We start from the raw sequence: 16,061 nt of genomic DNA, 5'->3' as shown, positions 1-16,061 counted from the left end.
CTCCAGATAGAGTCTTTTATAAGACTCTATCTATGTTTTGTTTTTAATGGACAAATAAAATCAACTAATTATCATAGCGATAAAGTATCATTATGATTCCACACCGAAAACCTCGCAAATCAGATTTTCTGTTTTGTAAATCCCCTACTTCCTTAGCTCTAATATAGAAAACCCTTGGATATAGATCATTGACAGCCTATTTTTATTCATTAACAATTTAATTCGCTTATACACTTACATCTTTATATTTAATTAAATCTAGAAGGACCTAATTATGATTAAAAATATTTTTTTAAGCTCATTATTGATGCTTTCCAGCCTCATTGTACTGCCTGAAGTCGCACAGGCAGACCCTATTGGATATGAGACTACTTTTTTTTGTCCTATGGCTCAGGGTGGGCCGAATGCTGTAACTAATTTTGGCAGTTATATTGGTGGTTATGGTATTGAAAATATATTGTCCCAAACGTTACAAGTATATTTTCGTTCGACTGGATCCGTGCAAGATGTTCCAGCTAACTTGATCAACTATTTTAATGACTCTGTTACCTATAACAGCGCAACTGGCAACATAATTTGTAGTTACCAAAGCAATAATCCCGCAGATCCAAGATTTACTGTAACTTATACTATTACTAATGGCTTGGGAGGTGCGGTACAAGCTCAATCCAATAATTCCATCAGCATTAGAATGCCTGTCGGTTTGAAGGGTTAAAATGCGAGTAAATGCGTATGAACATCAAATGTAGCCTCAGTAAAGTAAAAAAAATCAGGCTACATTTGAACATTTTATTCTTTTAACTGGTTCCACCAACTGTCAACGCATCTATTTTCAACGTAGGCTGCCCCACTCCAACCGGAACTGATTGTCCCTCTTTTCCACAAACACCAATTCCTCGATCCAATCCCAGATCATTTCCAATCATACTGATTTTTTTCATTACATCAGGTCCATTACCAATTAGTGTTGCACCTTTGACTGGCGCTGTAATTTTTCCATTTTCAATAAGATATGCTTCACTGGCTGAGAATACAAACTGACCGGAGGTGATATCAACCTGTCCACCACCAAAATTGACTGCATACAAACCGTGTTGTACGGAACGAATAATTTCTTCAGGATCATGTTGCCCGGCCAACATGTACGTATTAGTCATTCTGGGCATGGGCACATGCGCATAAGATTCACGTCGGCAATTACCTGTAGATTGCATGCTCATCAATTTGGCATTCAATTTATCTTGCATGTAATTCACCAAAACACCGTTATCAATCAATGTTGTGCATTGTGAGGGGGTCCCTTCATCATCAATTGTCAGGGAGCCACGCCTGTCTTTCAAAGTACCATCATCAACTACTGTAACGCCCGGTGCTGCGACTTGTTGGCCAATACGTCCAGAAAAAGCAGATAAGCCCTTGCGATTAAAATCCCCTTCCAAACCATGTCCTACTGCTTCATGCAATAAAACACCCGGCCAGCCTGGACCAAGAACAACAGGCATTGTCCCTGCTGGAGCAGGTCTTGCATCTAGATTAATTAGTGCTTCACGTACTGCCTCACGCGCATAACTTAAGGCATTATCCTTTTCGTAAAAATAAGAATAAGGCACCCTGCCACCACCGCCAGAACGAGCAGACTCCCTTCTTCCGTTCTTATCTTCTACAATCACACTGACATTGATGCTCACTAAAGGTCTAACATCAGCAATCATCTGCCCATGCATCCCAGCCACCATAACTACCTCATAACAGCCACTTAAAGAAGCATTGACTTGGATAACTCGAGGATCGATACTGCGAGCTTCTTTATCAATTGTTTCTAATAAAGCAATTTTTTCTTGCTTACTCATTCCTTCGATGGGATTTAGACCTTGATAGCGACTTACTGGTGCACCTTGTACCTGGATGGATTGAATTGGTTTAGATCCAGTAAGTGCGATAGAACGAGCTGCATCAGCTGCCCGTAACATTGAAGGAAGTAAAATATCATCACAATAGGCAAAACCTGTTTTATCACCACTGACAGCCCGAATACCTACACCTCTATCCAAGGAATAGCTACCACTTTTCACTACTGAATCTTCCAAATACCATGATTCATAGCTGCAACTTTGAAAATAGAGATCCGCATCGTCAATATGGCGATTCATAATGGTTTTAAATAATTTTTCAATACCTGTTTCGTCCAGCGCTGCAGGAGCTAGTAAAATTTTTTTTGCTGTAGCAAGAGCTTCTGTCATTTAATTACCTTTTAAATAAATAAAATAATATGTGTTCTGTTGTATCAAGAAAGTAGTATTATACTTATAAGTTTAATACATGATGTTCCAAACAGGGGAAACTTCGGCGTAATTCTTGCTGATTTTGTAAATCTATATCTGCTATCACTACTCCTGCACCTGTTTCTTTTTGTGTCAGCACTTTTCCCCAAGGATCAACAATCATGCTATAACCAAAAGTAGCACGTCCATTTTCATGCTGGCCACCCTGATTTGCCGCCAAAACATAGCATAGATTTTCAATAGCTCTGGCGCGCAATAATACTTCCCAATGAGCAAGACCCGTAACTGCTGTAAATGCGGATGGAACTGTAAACAACTGCGCCCCTTGCAGCATAAGTTGTTGATAAAGCTCTGGAAACCTTAAATCATAACAAACTGTTAATCCTATTTTCCCAACCGGAGTATCAACAAGGGCCAAATCGTTTCCACGCTCAACGGACATCGATTCCTGGTATGCTTCTTTTGAAGAAACATTCACATCAAATAAATGAATTTTATCATAACGCGCCGCGCACTTGCCTCGAACATCATACACCAGGCAACTGGCACGTACCTTGGAACCTGTACTTTTAAGAGGAATAGTTCCAGCGACTACCCATAAGCCTAATCTTTTTGCCAACTGACTGATTTTTTGTTGTATTGATCCTTCGCCATAAACTTCCCCAATCTGCAATTTATCTGTTTCTTTAATCCCCATAAACGCAAAATTTTCAGGCAAAAGCACAAGATCTGCTTGCTCTTCACGAGCTTGGATCATTAACTGTTCTACTTGCTGTAAATTATCAGCGACTTTTGCTGAGGAAATCATTTGTATCAAAGCTGCTCGTGCCATAATTAATCCTAGACTATATGACATAAGAAATGTCGAAATTTTTTGCTTACCCTGAGCTACGGGATCTATGCAGAAACTATTTATAATACTACTATAGTACTGCAGAACCTCAAAACAAAAATAATTCGTTTTAAACTTGAAATATAGGAAACTAGCCCCTAGATATGCTAGACTGAAAATATAAATACAAGAGGAGCTCCAAACAATGAACCGAAATGATGTCACTATACTTACGCGACGTAATGAGTCAGTGCTTTCAAGCAACAAGGTACTGCGTAATACCTATCTATTACTGAGCATGACATTTTTGTTCAGTGCCTTTATGGCAGTTTTATCTCTTACGAGCGGCGCACGACCCATGAACCCTCTTCTCATGATAGTTGGTGTTTATGGTTTAATGTTTTTAACTCAAGCGTTACGAAACAGTGTCTGGGGATTAGTGAGCGTTTTTGCTTTCACTGGATTCCTGGGGTATACCTTAGGCCCTGTGCTTAGTTTCTATATCAGTCACTTTACTAATGGCCCGCAATTAATTGCAACTGCTCTAGGTGGTACTGGTATCATCTTCTTTGCCTTATCAGGTTATGCATTAACCACCAAAAAAGACTTCAGCTTCCTAGGCGGATTTCTTTTTGTTGGTGTTATGGTTGCATTACTAGCCATGATAGCAGGAATTTTCATTCACATCCCTGCGTTGCAATTAGCTATTTCAGCTGCTTTTATACTTATTTCTTCAGGATTAATTCTCATGCAAACAAGTGCAATCATCCATGAAGGCGAAACGAATTATATCTCAGCGACGGTAGGACTTTTTGTATCGATTTATAACTTGTTCGTTAGCTTGCTTAACATACTAAGTGCGTTTTCAGGCCGCGACTAGTATCTTTCTCCTCTACCTAAATCCCGGTTAGTCATGCCGGGATTTTTTTTGATAAGCATTCACTGCATCACCGGAAAGCCATATTCACGCAAACATAGCTTATTAAAATTAGCAAAAATGGTCAAAGCATTCCTCCCTAAATACGATAACATTGTTTATGTAAATAAATTGATGGCCTTAAATTGAGGAAAGCATGAGTTATAAGTACCAATTAGAAAAAGTAATAGAGTTTATCGGCAAACATCTTGATGAGAATCTTGATTTAACCCAGTTAAGTAATATTGCCTGCTTTTCAAAATACCATTTTCATCGCTTATTTACTGCTTATACAGGGCTATCGTTGCAACAATATATTCGTTGGCTTCGTTTAAAACGAGCGGCCCATCAATTAATTGTTGATAAAGATAAAACCATTATCGAAATTGCAATAAATGCGGGATTTGAATCTCATGAGGCCTTTACACGTGTATTTAAACAAGCTTGTGGTATGAATCCAAGTGAATTTAGAGTGCACTCAAATTGGAGTTTTTGGGAAAACCCACCGTATTATTTGCCAAAACAAGGTAACATCATCATGAATGTATTGATCAAAGAGATACCAGCCAGACGTTTGGCGGTACTGGAACATCGAGGCGCACCTGAAAAAGTGGGTGACAGTGTCAATAAGTTAATTCATTGGGCAAAATCGCAATCGATAAACTTAAAACCGAAAGCAGGAGAAGCTTTTGGCTTTGCTTGTGACGATCCAAAGACAACCGACCCCGCTGATTTTCGGTTTGACTTAGGGATTACGGTCCCAGAGCAAATAAAACTTGAAGGTAATATCATTGAAAAATACCTACCTGCAGGACGTTATGCGGTAGCATTACATAAAGGCTCACGCGATACCATTGGGGACGCAGTCTATGGTTTATATCGTGATTGGTTACCTAATTCTGGTGAACAGTTGGGTGATTTACCCTGTATCTTTTGCTATTACAACTTTGACCATGAAGTAGCTGAGACCGAGTTGCTTACAGAGTGTTGGCTGTTATTAAAATAACCTTGCATGATACTGGTTTAAAGAAACCAAGAATTGTCTGGGTGAAAACGAATGCCGTAACTTGGGAAAATCAGGGCAGAAAAGCTTGAGTTACGCTTCGCATCACCCTGCCCCTTGATGACATTTCTACTTACATCCCGCAGACAAGCCATAGGATGTGGGAATAGATTTGGACTGGTTTTTCAGCGGGATGGAAAGATGCGGCTATAAGTTACGAGACTTAACTTTGTTGCCAAGATGCTTTTGCCTTGAATAGTTCGGGTAAGTCATTGACGGTCTTTTTTACCTCTTGCGGCAAAGCAAACAAGTCCCGCGTTTTTTGATAATAAACACCCAAAGGAACTGGGTATGCAGGAAAAGATAAAGATGCAAGGCGCATCGCAGCAACAAAATCACTTGGGCTATGACGATAAATATCTTGTTCTTCTGCTGAAACAGTGGCAAACCGCCCTTCTTTTATATGCAATGCTTTCTCTTTTAGTTGACCGTAGAGTAAAGGTTGGCCTTCTTCCAATATCACTGTATTCGCAGCGCGATTGCTTTTAAGTGCAAACTCATCAAAGGCGCCATGGTTAAAAATATTACAATCCTGATAAATTTCTACAAAAGAACAGCCTTGATGTTCTTGCGCTTTCTTTAATATCGTTGCCAAATGAACGGGATCCTTGTCCACAGCCCGAGCTACAAAACTAGCCCCTGCAGCTAAAGCTAAAATAAGTGGATTCACAGGTTCATTCGCTACTCCCTTAGGAGATGTTTTTGTTACTTGACCTTTTTGTGAGGTTGGTGAAAATTGTCCTTTAGTTAAACCATATACCTGATTATTAAATAACAAAATATTAACATTCACATTACGACGCAAAATATGAATCAGATGATTTCCACCAATGCTTAAAGCATCACCATCTCCAGTAATTATCCAAACACACAGATCCTCACGAAGCGCTTTTAAACCAGTGGCAACTGCAGTAGCTCGACCATGAATGGTATGAAAACCATAAGTATTCATATAATAAGGCAACCGTCCAGCACACCCTATTCCGGAAATAAAAACATGCTGTTCTGGAGGTAACCCTAAATCAGGCAACATTTTTTGTAGTGCCATCAAAATGGCATAATCACCACATCCAGGGCACCAGCGAACTTCATTAGCATTGGCAAAATCTTCGCGCTTATAATTGTTGTTCATAATTGGCTTCCGCTTTAATAGTATTCACCAGATGAGTGACAGTAAATGGCAGGCCATTCGATTGGCCAATCACCTGTGCATCAACCAAATAGCTGGCACGAATAATTTGGCATAATTGTCCTGAATTTAATTCTGCAACCAATACTCTATCGTATTTTTTTAAAACAGTTCCTAAATCATTTGGTAAAGGGTTTAAATGACGTAAATGCACATAAGCAAGTGCTAATCCTTGTTCCAAGCATTGCAAAACTGCTGATTTTAAGCTGCCATAAGTACTTCCCCAGCCAATTAAAATGATTGACGCATTCGCATCACCTTCAATGACTAAAGGTTCATATTCTCGTGCAATTCCATCAATTTTTTGCTGACGTAGGTGAACCATTTTTTGATGATTTTCAGCATCGTAACTTACACGACCGTCTTCGCCTTGCTTTTCTAGACCTCCTAATTGATGAATGTACCCTGGAGTACCGGGTCTGTTCCAGCTTCGACTTAAAAGCGCGTCACGAGCAAATGGTTTGGGAAAACGGTTAAATTCAATTTGAGGTAATTTCAAAGTGCCTACTTCGGGTATCTTCCAAGGTTCTGCAGCATTTGCGAGATAAGCATCCAGCAAAACAATTACTGGGGTCATATATTTAACAGCCAAATAAAATGCTTCTAAAACGGTATTAAAACAATCTGCAGCAGATTGTGCCGCTAATACAGGCAATGGTGCTTCGCCATGACGTCCATAAAGTGCTTGACGTAAATCACTTTGGCTTGTTTTTGTTGGTAATCCTGTCGAGGCTCCAGCGCGTTGAACATCAAGTAAAACTAAAGGTAATTCAGCTACTACAGCCAGACCAAGACTTTCACTTTTTAGATCCAGCCCAGGTCCTGAAGTTGTAGTTAAAGCCAATCTTCCTCCGTATGCAGCGCCAATACAGGCACAAATTGCTGCAATCTCATCTTCGGCTTGGAGTAATTGCACTCCAAAATCAGATAAGCGCGCACATTCATGCAGTATGGCTGAAGAAGGCGTAATCGGATAGCCCGAAACCAACATAGGAATTTGGAGTGAAGTAGCCAAGGCAGCAAGTGCTAAACCTACTGCTTCTACACCTGTAATCTGTCGATACTCCCCTACATCGCGATTAACCTCGCCCAACATATAGTCACGGCGTGTTAATTCTAAAGTCATGGCATAATTGTATCCAGCTAATAATGCCAATTGATTGGCTTTGGCAACAACAGCATTCGCTTTGAATTTTTTAGCGATGAATCCTTCACATGCTGCGGTTGGTAAGTCGAATAACCAGAGTACTAAGCCCAAAACATAAAAGTTTTTGGTTTTAGTAGCTTGGGGTTTAGTCAATTCAAGTGAAGATACTGCTTGCAAGGTTTGGGTAATTAAAGGAAATGAAACAATTTGGTAATGCTCGGCACAATTATCGAGAAAACTCTTATCCATTCCTGCCTTTTGCCAATCTTTCTCTTGGTAACTGTCTTCATTAATAATTAATAAACCGCCTTGATTTAGATGTTGCAACGAATTTTTTAATGCCGCTGGATTTAAAGCAACCAGCACATCCAGCGATTCACCTGCGGTGAAAATAGCATGTTCAGCCATCGCCAGTTGAAAACCAGAAACCCCAGCCACAGTGCCCGCTGGAGCCCGAATTTCTGCAGGAAAATCGGGTAAAGTACGTACATCACGGCCAGTAAGCGCTGCACTAATGGTGAGTTGCTCGCCCACCAATTGGACACCGTCTCCTGAATCTCCAGTAATACGAATAACAATCACGTCAGATGTTGACATAAAGTCTTGCTTCCTGCATTAGTTGACGCATGTGTCTTACTGCCTCTTTCATACCACAAAATAAAGCTCGAGCAATAATTGCATGGCCTATGTTAAGTTCATGTAATTCTTTTATAGACGCTATAGATTGTACGTTATGATAATTAAGACCATGCCCCGCATTGACAATCAAATTTAAACTCGCTGCATATTCCGCAGCGTGCTTTATCCGTGCCAATTCGTGTTGTTGCTGTTCCACATCGATAGCATCAGCATAACACCCTGTATGCAATTCAATTACAGGGGCGCCAATATCTGCTGCAGCTTTAATCTGTTCATGCTCTGGGTCAATAAATAAAGAAACTTCACTTCCCATAGCCTGTAAACGCTTTACTGCATGCTCTACCGACTTCTGGTGTGTTATCACATCCAAGCCACCTTCAGTAGTTAGCTCTTCACGTTTTTCCGGAACTAAGCAAGTATGCTCGGGTGCTATCTCTTCTGCAAAATCCAGCATTGCATCAGTAACTGCTAACTCAAGATTCATTCGCGTTTGTAGTACTTGCTTCATCAAACGGACATCACGAGCCTGGATATGTCGTAAATCTTCTCTCATATGCAAAGTAATACCGTCAGCCCCTGCTGCTTCCGCATCCATTGCAGCCTGAACAGGATCAGGATAACGAGTTCCTCTTGCCTGCCGTACGGTAGCTATATGATCAATATTAACACCCAATAGTATTGGCTTATTCATTTTACACCCTACACATAAAATAAAGAGTATAAAGTCCATCATGACCTAAACTCAAGTTGCTTGAAAACATATATATGCGTTGTGCGCGTTAAGTACAGAAAAATCAGAGAACTGATCTATCTTACACCCGTAAAACTGTTTAGGGCCTACAAATTTCTACACGAAATAAAGCCCTCGTCTTAATCTCGCGTCCGCCTAAAAGATGATCAATTGCTTGACGCATAATTATTTTTGCTGATTTAAGATAAGGTGCTTCATTTAAATTATCTTGTGCCAAAGCAAGAATATGTGCACCAGGTATTCCCCTGCTATTTATAATAAAACCTTCGCCTGCAACAAATTCATAGCATGAGTCTGCAACAATCAGATTTGCAGTTCTTGCTTCGTGTGTCAATGAAAAGGGATAGCCACATGCATGCAGTAAAGTCCACTCAAAACGCCTTAACAACGCTTCTATCACGAATCTCTCTTTTGCTGATGCGAGATTATTTAAAGTAAACAAATAAGCATCGAATAATGCTGAGTCAGGATAATTGGGACTTAGTGCATAATAAATAATTTCATTTAGATATAAGCTCGCAAAAAGTGAGCCGCCTCTAAGTTGAAGTGTGGGCACAATACTTTCAATAGATTGCGTATAGTATCGCTCATGGCGTTCAGCAAGATTTATCCATAAAGGAGTAAAAGGTTGTAAAAGAGCTTGCTTTTTAGGTGTACGTCCACCTTTGGAAAGACATTGGACAACACCTAGCTCACGCGTAAAAAAACTGACACGAGCACTCGTATCTCCAGACCATTGCTTGTGTAAAACCCAAGCCTCTATTGTCCTAATCATAGCCTAATTGTTTTAACATACGCTCGTCATCTGACCAGCCGGATTTTACCTTACACCAGCATTGCAAGAATACTTTTTTACCTAACAGTTTTTCCATGTCAATCCGTGCAGCTGTTGCCATTTCCTTTAATTTTTGTCCTTTATCACCAATGATCATTCGTTTGTGATTGTCTTTATCCACAAGAATCAATGCGTGAATACGCACAAGCGTGCCCTCATCTTTAAATGACTCAATGTCTACAGTAACAGAATAAGGTAATTCTTGTCCGCAAAAACGGAAAATTTTTTCACGTAATAATTCCGCACATAAAAATTTTATGGGGCGATCGGTCAATTGATCATCTGGAAATAAATGAGGTCCCTCAGGCAAATAATTCTGCAATTTTTCTTGCAATTCATCGACCTGTACTCCTGTTTTTGCTGATATAGGAATAATCGCATTAAATTCATGCTTTTGACTAATTTGCTCTATCCAAGGTAACAATTGAGTTTTGTCATCAATTTTATCGACTTTATTGATTACCAAAATACTCGGTACTTTGGCGTGTTTTACTAAATTTAAAACATACTCATCTTCTTCTTGCCAATGAGTTCCATCAACCAAAAATGCAATTACATCAACATCACGCAATACACTAATCGCAGTTTTATTCATCATGCGATTCATGGCTTTTTTATTTCCTTGGTGAATCCCGGGGGTATCTACATAAACAAATTGATACTCATCTTCAGTACGTATCCCTAAAATACTGTGTCGGGTCGTTTGTGGTTTTCTGGATGTTATACTCACTTTTTGCTGCAAAATACAATTAAGGAGGGTTGATTTTCCTACATTAGGCCTACCAACTAAAGCAATATAACCACAATAACTAGTCATTAAAATAGATTCCTGTTTATTTTTAAAACATTTTATCAGTGACGCCATAAAATTTCTAGGTTTGTATCTACTCCTACTTGATATTTGACTAAAAAACCAAGTATCCTGTGCAGTATGTGAACAAAGGATGGTTCCTATGTCTTATTTTGTAACGACGAACGGTCACACGCAAATTATAGTTCCCTTAACTATTACACCTTTTAGTCATCAAGCATTCCCCACCATAACAGGAAGCCCATTCAGCTATGAAGCAGGGACAGTACTGTATGGTCATTATGATATGGAATACCTCTTCCCAGGAGGCGACAGGCTGCGCTTAATCGCCAACCATGATAAAAAAACCGTGCAGCTCATATTATTTACTCATCAGGCGGATCTCATTCAACTCCTTCCAGGAGAACGCCCTTCATCATTGGTAGCAAATGTCATAAGTAAAGTTCATCGCTACAGAATACGTTCAGCAAGTTACCGACAGCCACTTACTCCTGAGCAAGAGCAAAAACTGCAAATTGCTAATAAGTGCATTGATTCTTTGAAAAAATTGTTAAAAAAAGAACGTCAATTAACCAGCAAAAATCATGAAGGACATGAAGAATTAAGAAAAGAAGTGATTGAAATTATAGGGCACAGTTCTGATCAGAATCGTGTGGTGGCAGCTTCTCCACTTGTATCTGAAGGTTCTCTGGGAAATATTCTTTATGAAGCCCATAAAACAGCACAGCATTATACCTTCAACCGTGTCTATTCTGTGTCGCGGCAAGATCAAATGGATTTTAGTCGCATCCTTAAAGAACATGAAGCACTCCAAACATGCCTCGTGTGGGATAGCGAGCTTCACATAGGACATAACAGCAAAGAATTGGATGATGCTTTAAGAGTTATCTGTAATTATTACAAACTCCCTTCCGCAACGAATTTGAGCAATGTTCCCGCAAATCGATTCGCACAGCTCGCAGCTTTTTTTAATAAGCTATGGCGTGATGGCCATGATTGGATTAATTATCTGGCAATAAATGCCAAGCCAGAACATAAAACAGAAATACTGAAACGTCTTGATGGACTCACGCTGACCCAAATAACACCCTATTACAGACTGCAAGGACTTCCACAAAAAGGTTACACTGATTTAAAAACCATGATTGCTAGCCTTATAAACAGCTCTAAAGAACCATTAATTGAAAATAATAGAGAAAGGGCGAAAAAAATGATTAGCCGGCTGTCGGCCGGTAGTTGGGTAATTAGTGCTAATGAACAACTCATTCTGATAAGGCAAGAAAACAAAATAGTACAATTACGCTATTTTATTCACGATGAGCTATTTTATCCATTACCTGAAGGACAGGATTTATATACTTTAGGACAAATCAGCAAACGCCATCTTTACTTACCAGAGCGTGTTAGCCTTAGACTCAATGCGTTTATTTCACGTATCCCAAGGTTTTTCTATAAATTCTACAAAAGCATGCATCACTTTATTATCCATAACGTGCATCATGATTTCTTCAGCCATATTCATGATACGCATATTTCAAAACAGGATGGTCTTGAGCTTAAAGAAAAACACAAGCACTACACTAAAGTAAGAAACTCGCTGATATTGGCTTTAGAAAATAAAGGGCTTTTAGCTAATGGACAAACCTTGGAAGAGTTTATTAAAGAACAGATTAGCAACAGCCCTTACATCATTGCTCGCCCAAATCATCCCCCAAGCCCTCCCGCATATGATAATCCATTTCATCGTATCTTAGGAATAATACGTCATATTGCCAGCTTTTTTATTGATGTAAGCGAACAAAATCCCTTGATTGGTACTTTAGCAATGGTAGCATATGCTTACGGAGGTGGTGCCGTACTTGCGCCCGAGTTCCTTAAATCAATCTTAACTAAATTACAATTACACGGTTTAATTTCGGGTATTGAACCGACACAAAAATTAGCTCATTGGATGAGCCATGGAACAGTCTCGGAAGCGATTTCTGCATCGATGACCTACTGGCAAGGTACCCAAGCAGTGGGAAATTTGGATAAGTTTTTTGTTGATGCATGCAATATCCTTAAAGAAGACCCCGCAGAAATTGCTATTATTGCCTCACTCGCGCTTGGTTTAGGGTACGGTTTAACTAAAGTAATTCCATCATTGGGACATGAAATGGGTGATTTTCCTTATACCAATTATGCCGCTTTAGGTGGAAAAGGTGGAGCGGCTATTTATGATACAATTATGCATCCAGGTGACGATTGGTTTCTAGGAACATGTAAATGGTTATGTAAAAACTTTGTAACCCTAGGGAAGCTGTGCATTGCTCCATTCTTTGAAGGATATTATTACGGATATAACGAGGGGTTTATCAGGGGCTGGAAAAAAAGTGGATTGCTTGCGAAAAATATAAGTAAACAATTTATTGCAACCTGTGGTGACTTTGTCTTAGCTTTATTCACCATTCCATTTATCGAGATAAGCGCTCTTTTTATCCATGTACCCTTTCGAGGTATTACGAATCTACTCACTAAAACACTTGCCCTCTTTGGTAAAATCAGTGATATAGGTGAATTATTACTTTTCTTTTCAACAAGACCACCATCAGATAATTTAATAGCCAATTTCAAATTATCACCGCTTTATGGGTTTACCTGGCCATTCGGACACTTTTCCAATCATCCATTACTTAATTTTTGTATTAATAGTATTCGAGGCCTAGGAATCCCGCTAGTACAACTAATAAAAAATCTTCTTGTTTTACCCTTTCTTGATTTTATTTCTTTCTCTACCCGCGTAGGACTCACTGTTTTAGACCCTATAAGCCGCATTTTTGCCTATGCTTTAGGCAGTGTAATATATACTTTAGGTGAAGTCTGGGATAATTCTTTTGGCATCTTATTTGCAACCACTGCAAAAGGACTTACAACAATCAGTAACCGGATCGATAATCAAGCCAGTGCGATGAAACACACTTTACTATCCTTCATAGAAAGTCAACGCGGTCATTTGTATTATTGGGCATTTGCAAAAGATGATCTAAAGCTGCATGCAGCTTTAGATGATACGGAATACTACGCTAAAGACCCCAGACGTTATGAGCTCATTCCACATTCAAGCAGCCACTGTTTGTTACGAACCCTCCTGGATAATGACACTGAATCACATGAGTTAGAAAAAAAATATAACCCTATTTCTCATCATCAAACCTTATTTACAGTAAAAAGTTCGAAAAGTAACCCTAAATCTCCTTTTCAAAAGGAAACAATCAGCTATAGTATTTAGCGTACCCATTCCGAGCTATATGCTTCTGATGATTTATTGAACAATGTTGTATATAATTATAATATGGTGTAAGAGGATACAGCTCTATGTCGATTGCAAAAGAAAACTTACTAGAACATCTTAACTCAGATGAATTAGCTTTTATGAACGAAAAACTTGATGCTGCCATACAATCAAAGGTAAGCACTGGTGAACTTAGTTTTTCTTCACCTAAGGACGGAGCAGATCCTAACCCTACTACAATTGATCTAAGTCATTTTGGCTTACGTAATCCAGAGGACATAAAGATCTTCCTATTGTCCCCGGCAGGGGAAACGGTGGTCCATGAAATTGGTGCTGAATTAGCTACTGAGCGAGCCATTGAAGAAGAGCGGCAACTGGAAATACAAGAAGAAATCATAATGCAAGAGCGGAGAAGAGGCTTTATATTCCAGTGGCTGCTCGCAGAAGAAGCTGAAGCGCAAAAAGCGCAAAATGAGTTAATCCAAATGCAACAGGATAAGATCTTAAAAAATGATCAAGTTCCATTGAAAAGCTCAACTCCTGAACCAAAATTAGAGACCAAGGAGGCCATTAAAAATTATACTGAAGCAATAGAAAAGCTACAGCAAGATATAAAAACAATTGAGCAGCGTGAAGAAAAGTTAAAAACTGAACGAGCCATGCTTACTGAAAAACATAGTACTTACAAGAAGGGTTTAGAAGATTTTAATGCACCTCAGTTTGAAGCACAATCAGAAGAGCAAATTAAGCAACAAATTGAAGACCTCCAAAAAGAAGCCGATTTAATCTCAGATAAGATGATGCAGCCTGGTCTAAAAGATGAAGATATTTATCGATTAGGAAATGAGCTCAATACAGTCGGTCTAAAAATTGCTAGCTTGGAAGACATCCTTGCTGCTAAACGACAAAACAAAGATCCTGAAAAAATCTATGCTGACATTAATGGAAATATTAAAGATTCTGCAGGGAATGACATTACTAAAGAAGATGCTGCATTTGTGCTTTCAAAAGATCAAAAAATTGAGAAAGATAAAGATGGAAATTATTACCTTCTAAAACAAGGTCAAGAATTAAAAAATATGGCGCCAGAGGAAATAGCTCAGGCCAAATGGGATTTCCAAAATAAAAAGAAAGATCTCACAGTAAAAGTATTCGCTGATGCTGAGGGAAATGTTAAGGATCCCGAGGGAAATGCCATTACGTACGACAAAGCTGCTTTTGTTCTTTCTAAAGGTCAAAAAATTGCGAAAGATAAGGAAGGGAATTACTACCTTTTAAAAGAAGGTCAAAATTTAGAAACTATGAATGATAGTGATAAAAAGCAGGCAAAGAACGACTTCCAGCATAAAAAAAACGATCTCAAAATTGTAAAAGATGTAGTTAATGATGTGGAGAAAGAAGAGCTGAATCTCAATACCGCACGCAGCACTCTAGCCAAAGCTGAAAAAATAATGGCACAGAACCAACTTAATTTAATGCATTCTGCTCGCTCAAAGGCAGAACACTCTTTAAACCCTGATTTGTCTATGCAGCCCCCGCAATCCACGATTACTCCAAGTAATAACTTTGGCTTGAATGCAATATCCGTTCCGACACCGACACAATCTAAAGGAACTTCACCTTCAATGCCATCACCACAACAAATTTTAACTGCTGCTGCATTCGTTCAAACTGTGAACAATGGACAAAAACCAGTCACATGGGGATCACTATTTACTACAGTTAAAACAATACAAGATCCAAAATCACGTGATCAAATGGATGAATTTGTTACAGATAAGGCAAAAAAAACCTTATCAAAAGACCAACAAGCTGAATTGGATAAAAATCCGGAAACATTAAAAGAAAAAATCAAACGTATGTTAGAGATGGCACCTGTTCCTCCAACAACGATGAATGATCTCTTGAAAAATATGCCAAAATTTGGGGAAGATTCCTATAAAAATAACGTCACTTCCGAATTGAGTCCCGTAGAAAAACGAGAGGAGCAAGTCAGCACTCCATCTGCACCTAGATAACAAAGCAGCTCACCTATATCCGAGCATATCCAGAGAATGCTCGGTGCATGCTTTTAAACTCTATAATTTCCTTTTTTCAAACTAATCAATATCCCTAATTTATTTCCAATAAGAATAACTAATATACTTGCCAACACAAGCCAACTCTTCTAACATTAAGTTTTGTGATTTAACCTATTTGAAACAAAATTTACTAAAAAATATATAGAGCGTCATCCACTAAGTTCTAGACAAGGCGCGCAAGTAAAGTGAAAGGAGCGTACTCAAGAAGTACATAACTGAGCCAAACCAGCTTGCAATGATATTT

At 39.0% G+C, this 16,061-nt stretch carries 12 protein-coding genes; 5 read left to right on the top strand and 7 right to left on the bottom strand.

What is annotated here, in order from left to right; all coding sequences use genetic code 11:
- Nucleotides 1–274: 274 nt before the first annotated feature.
- On the top strand, nt 275–715 hold the full coding sequence (locus Lpar_RS10290) for a hypothetical protein (protein ID WP_058517860.1): 441 nt from the start codon (nt 275–277) through the stop codon (nt 713–715).
- 82 nt (nt 716–797) lie between these two features.
- Here Lpar_RS10290 and tldD read toward each other — a convergent pair whose 3' ends face one another.
- Together tldD and Lpar_RS10280 are read right to left on the bottom strand one after the other, a co-directional pair.
- A complete protein-coding gene (gene tldD, locus Lpar_RS10285; protein WP_058517859.1) occupies nt 798–2,240 on the bottom strand; it encodes a metalloprotease TldD in 1,443 nt (480 codons plus the stop codon).
- A gap of 64 nt (nt 2,241–2,304) precedes the next feature.
- Nucleotides 2,305–3,114 (bottom strand): carbon-nitrogen hydrolase family protein, encoded by an 810-nt coding sequence (locus tag Lpar_RS10280; RefSeq protein ID WP_058517858.1) that lies wholly within the window; start codon nt 3,112–3,114, stop codon nt 2,305–2,307.
- 205 nt (nt 3,115–3,319) lie between these two features.
- Between Lpar_RS10280 and Lpar_RS10275 the strand changes: the two genes are divergently transcribed.
- Together Lpar_RS10275 and Lpar_RS10270 are read left to right on the top strand one after the other, a co-directional pair.
- Nucleotides 3,320–3,994: a Bax inhibitor-1/YccA family protein gene (locus Lpar_RS10275; RefSeq protein WP_058517857.1), complete on the top strand. Its 675-nt coding sequence runs from the start codon at nt 3,320–3,322 to the stop codon at nt 3,992–3,994.
- A gap of 193 nt (nt 3,995–4,187) precedes the next feature.
- Nucleotides 4,188–5,036, top strand: a complete 849-nt coding sequence (locus Lpar_RS10270) for an AraC family transcriptional regulator (protein ID WP_058517856.1) — start codon at nt 4,188–4,190, stop codon at nt 5,034–5,036.
- 220 nt (nt 5,037–5,256) lie between these two features.
- On the opposite strand, the gene Lpar_RS10265 is transcribed toward Lpar_RS10270, so the two are convergent.
- From Lpar_RS10265 to era, 5 genes are all read right to left on the bottom strand, one after another.
- Complete coding sequence (locus Lpar_RS10265) at nt 5,257–6,225, bottom strand: 2-oxoacid:ferredoxin oxidoreductase subunit beta (RefSeq protein WP_058517855.1); 969 nt, start codon at nt 6,223–6,225, stop codon at nt 5,257–5,259.
- Nucleotides 6,209–8,026, bottom strand: a complete 1,818-nt coding sequence (locus Lpar_RS10260; protein ID WP_058517854.1) for a 2-oxoacid:acceptor oxidoreductase subunit alpha — start codon at nt 8,024–8,026, stop codon at nt 6,209–6,211. Before Lpar_RS10260 ends, Lpar_RS10265 begins: the two co-directional genes overlap by 17 nt.
- Complete coding sequence (gene pdxJ, locus Lpar_RS10255; RefSeq protein WP_058517853.1) at nt 8,013–8,759, bottom strand: pyridoxine 5'-phosphate synthase; 747 nt, start codon at nt 8,757–8,759, stop codon at nt 8,013–8,015. Before pdxJ ends, Lpar_RS10260 begins: the two co-directional genes overlap by 14 nt.
- Before the next feature lie 139 nt (nt 8,760–8,898).
- Complete coding sequence (gene recO, locus Lpar_RS10250; RefSeq protein WP_058517852.1) at nt 8,899–9,594, bottom strand: DNA repair protein RecO; 696 nt, start codon at nt 9,592–9,594, stop codon at nt 8,899–8,901.
- A complete protein-coding gene (gene era / locus Lpar_RS10245; protein ID WP_058519236.1) occupies nt 9,587–10,471 on the bottom strand; it encodes a GTPase Era in 885 nt (294 codons plus the stop codon). The genes recO and era overlap by 8 nt, the downstream gene beginning before the upstream one ends.
- 136 nt (nt 10,472–10,607) lie before the next feature.
- On the opposite strand from era, the gene Lpar_RS10240 reads away from it, so the two are divergent.
- Nucleotides 10,608–13,733: a hypothetical protein gene (locus Lpar_RS10240; protein ID WP_058517851.1), complete on the top strand. Its 3,126-nt coding sequence runs from the start codon at nt 10,608–10,610 to the stop codon at nt 13,731–13,733.
- Between the two features lie 86 nt (nt 13,734–13,819).
- Complete coding sequence (locus tag Lpar_RS10235; protein WP_058517850.1) at nt 13,820–15,754, top strand: hypothetical protein; 1,935 nt, start codon at nt 13,820–13,822, stop codon at nt 15,752–15,754.
- Nucleotides 15,755–16,061: the final 307 nt, after the last annotated feature.

Origin of the sequence: Legionella parisiensis (assembly GCF_001467945.1) — a bacterium.
Classification (GTDB): Bacteria; Pseudomonadota; Gammaproteobacteria; order Legionellales; family Legionellaceae; genus Legionella; species Legionella parisiensis.
Note: the sequence above shows the minus strand (reverse complement) of the source record. Positions and strands in the feature narration are given on the sequence as shown.

Bases quoted from the DNA above. Each gene is read 5' to 3' on its own strand.
- Lpar_RS10265 (WP_058517855.1), bottom strand. From the start codon at position 6,225: ATGAACAACAATTATAAGCGCGAAGATTTTGCCAATGCTAATGAAGTT.
- Lpar_RS10240 (WP_058517851.1), top strand. From the start codon at position 10,608: ATGTCTTATTTTGTAACGACGAACGGTCACACGCAAATTATAGTTCCC.
- tldD (WP_058517859.1), bottom strand. From the start codon at position 2,240: ATGACAGAAGCTCTTGCTACAGCAAAAAAAATTTTACTAGCTCCTGCA.
- Lpar_RS10235 (WP_058517850.1), top strand. From the start codon at position 13,820: ATGTCGATTGCAAAAGAAAACTTACTAGAACATCTTAACTCAGATGAA.
- recO (WP_058517852.1), bottom strand. From the start codon at position 9,594: ATGATTAGGACAATAGAGGCTTGGGTTTTACACAAGCAATGGTCTGGA.
- pdxJ (WP_058517853.1), bottom strand. From the start codon at position 8,759: ATGAATAAGCCAATACTATTGGGTGTTAATATTGATCATATAGCTACC.
- era (WP_058519236.1), bottom strand. From the start codon at position 10,471: ATGACTAGTTATTGTGGTTATATTGCTTTAGTTGGTAGGCCTAATGTA.
- Lpar_RS10275 (WP_058517857.1), top strand. From the start codon at position 3,320: ATGAACCGAAATGATGTCACTATACTTACGCGACGTAATGAGTCAGTG.
- Lpar_RS10280 (WP_058517858.1), bottom strand. From the start codon at position 3,114: ATGGCACGAGCAGCTTTGATACAAATGATTTCCTCAGCAAAAGTCGCT.
- Lpar_RS10290 (WP_058517860.1), top strand. From the start codon at position 275: ATGATTAAAAATATTTTTTTAAGCTCATTATTGATGCTTTCCAGCCTC.
- Lpar_RS10270 (WP_058517856.1), top strand. From the start codon at position 4,188: ATGAGTTATAAGTACCAATTAGAAAAAGTAATAGAGTTTATCGGCAAA.
- Lpar_RS10260 (WP_058517854.1), bottom strand. From the start codon at position 8,026: ATGTCAACATCTGACGTGATTGTTATTCGTATTACTGGAGATTCAGGA.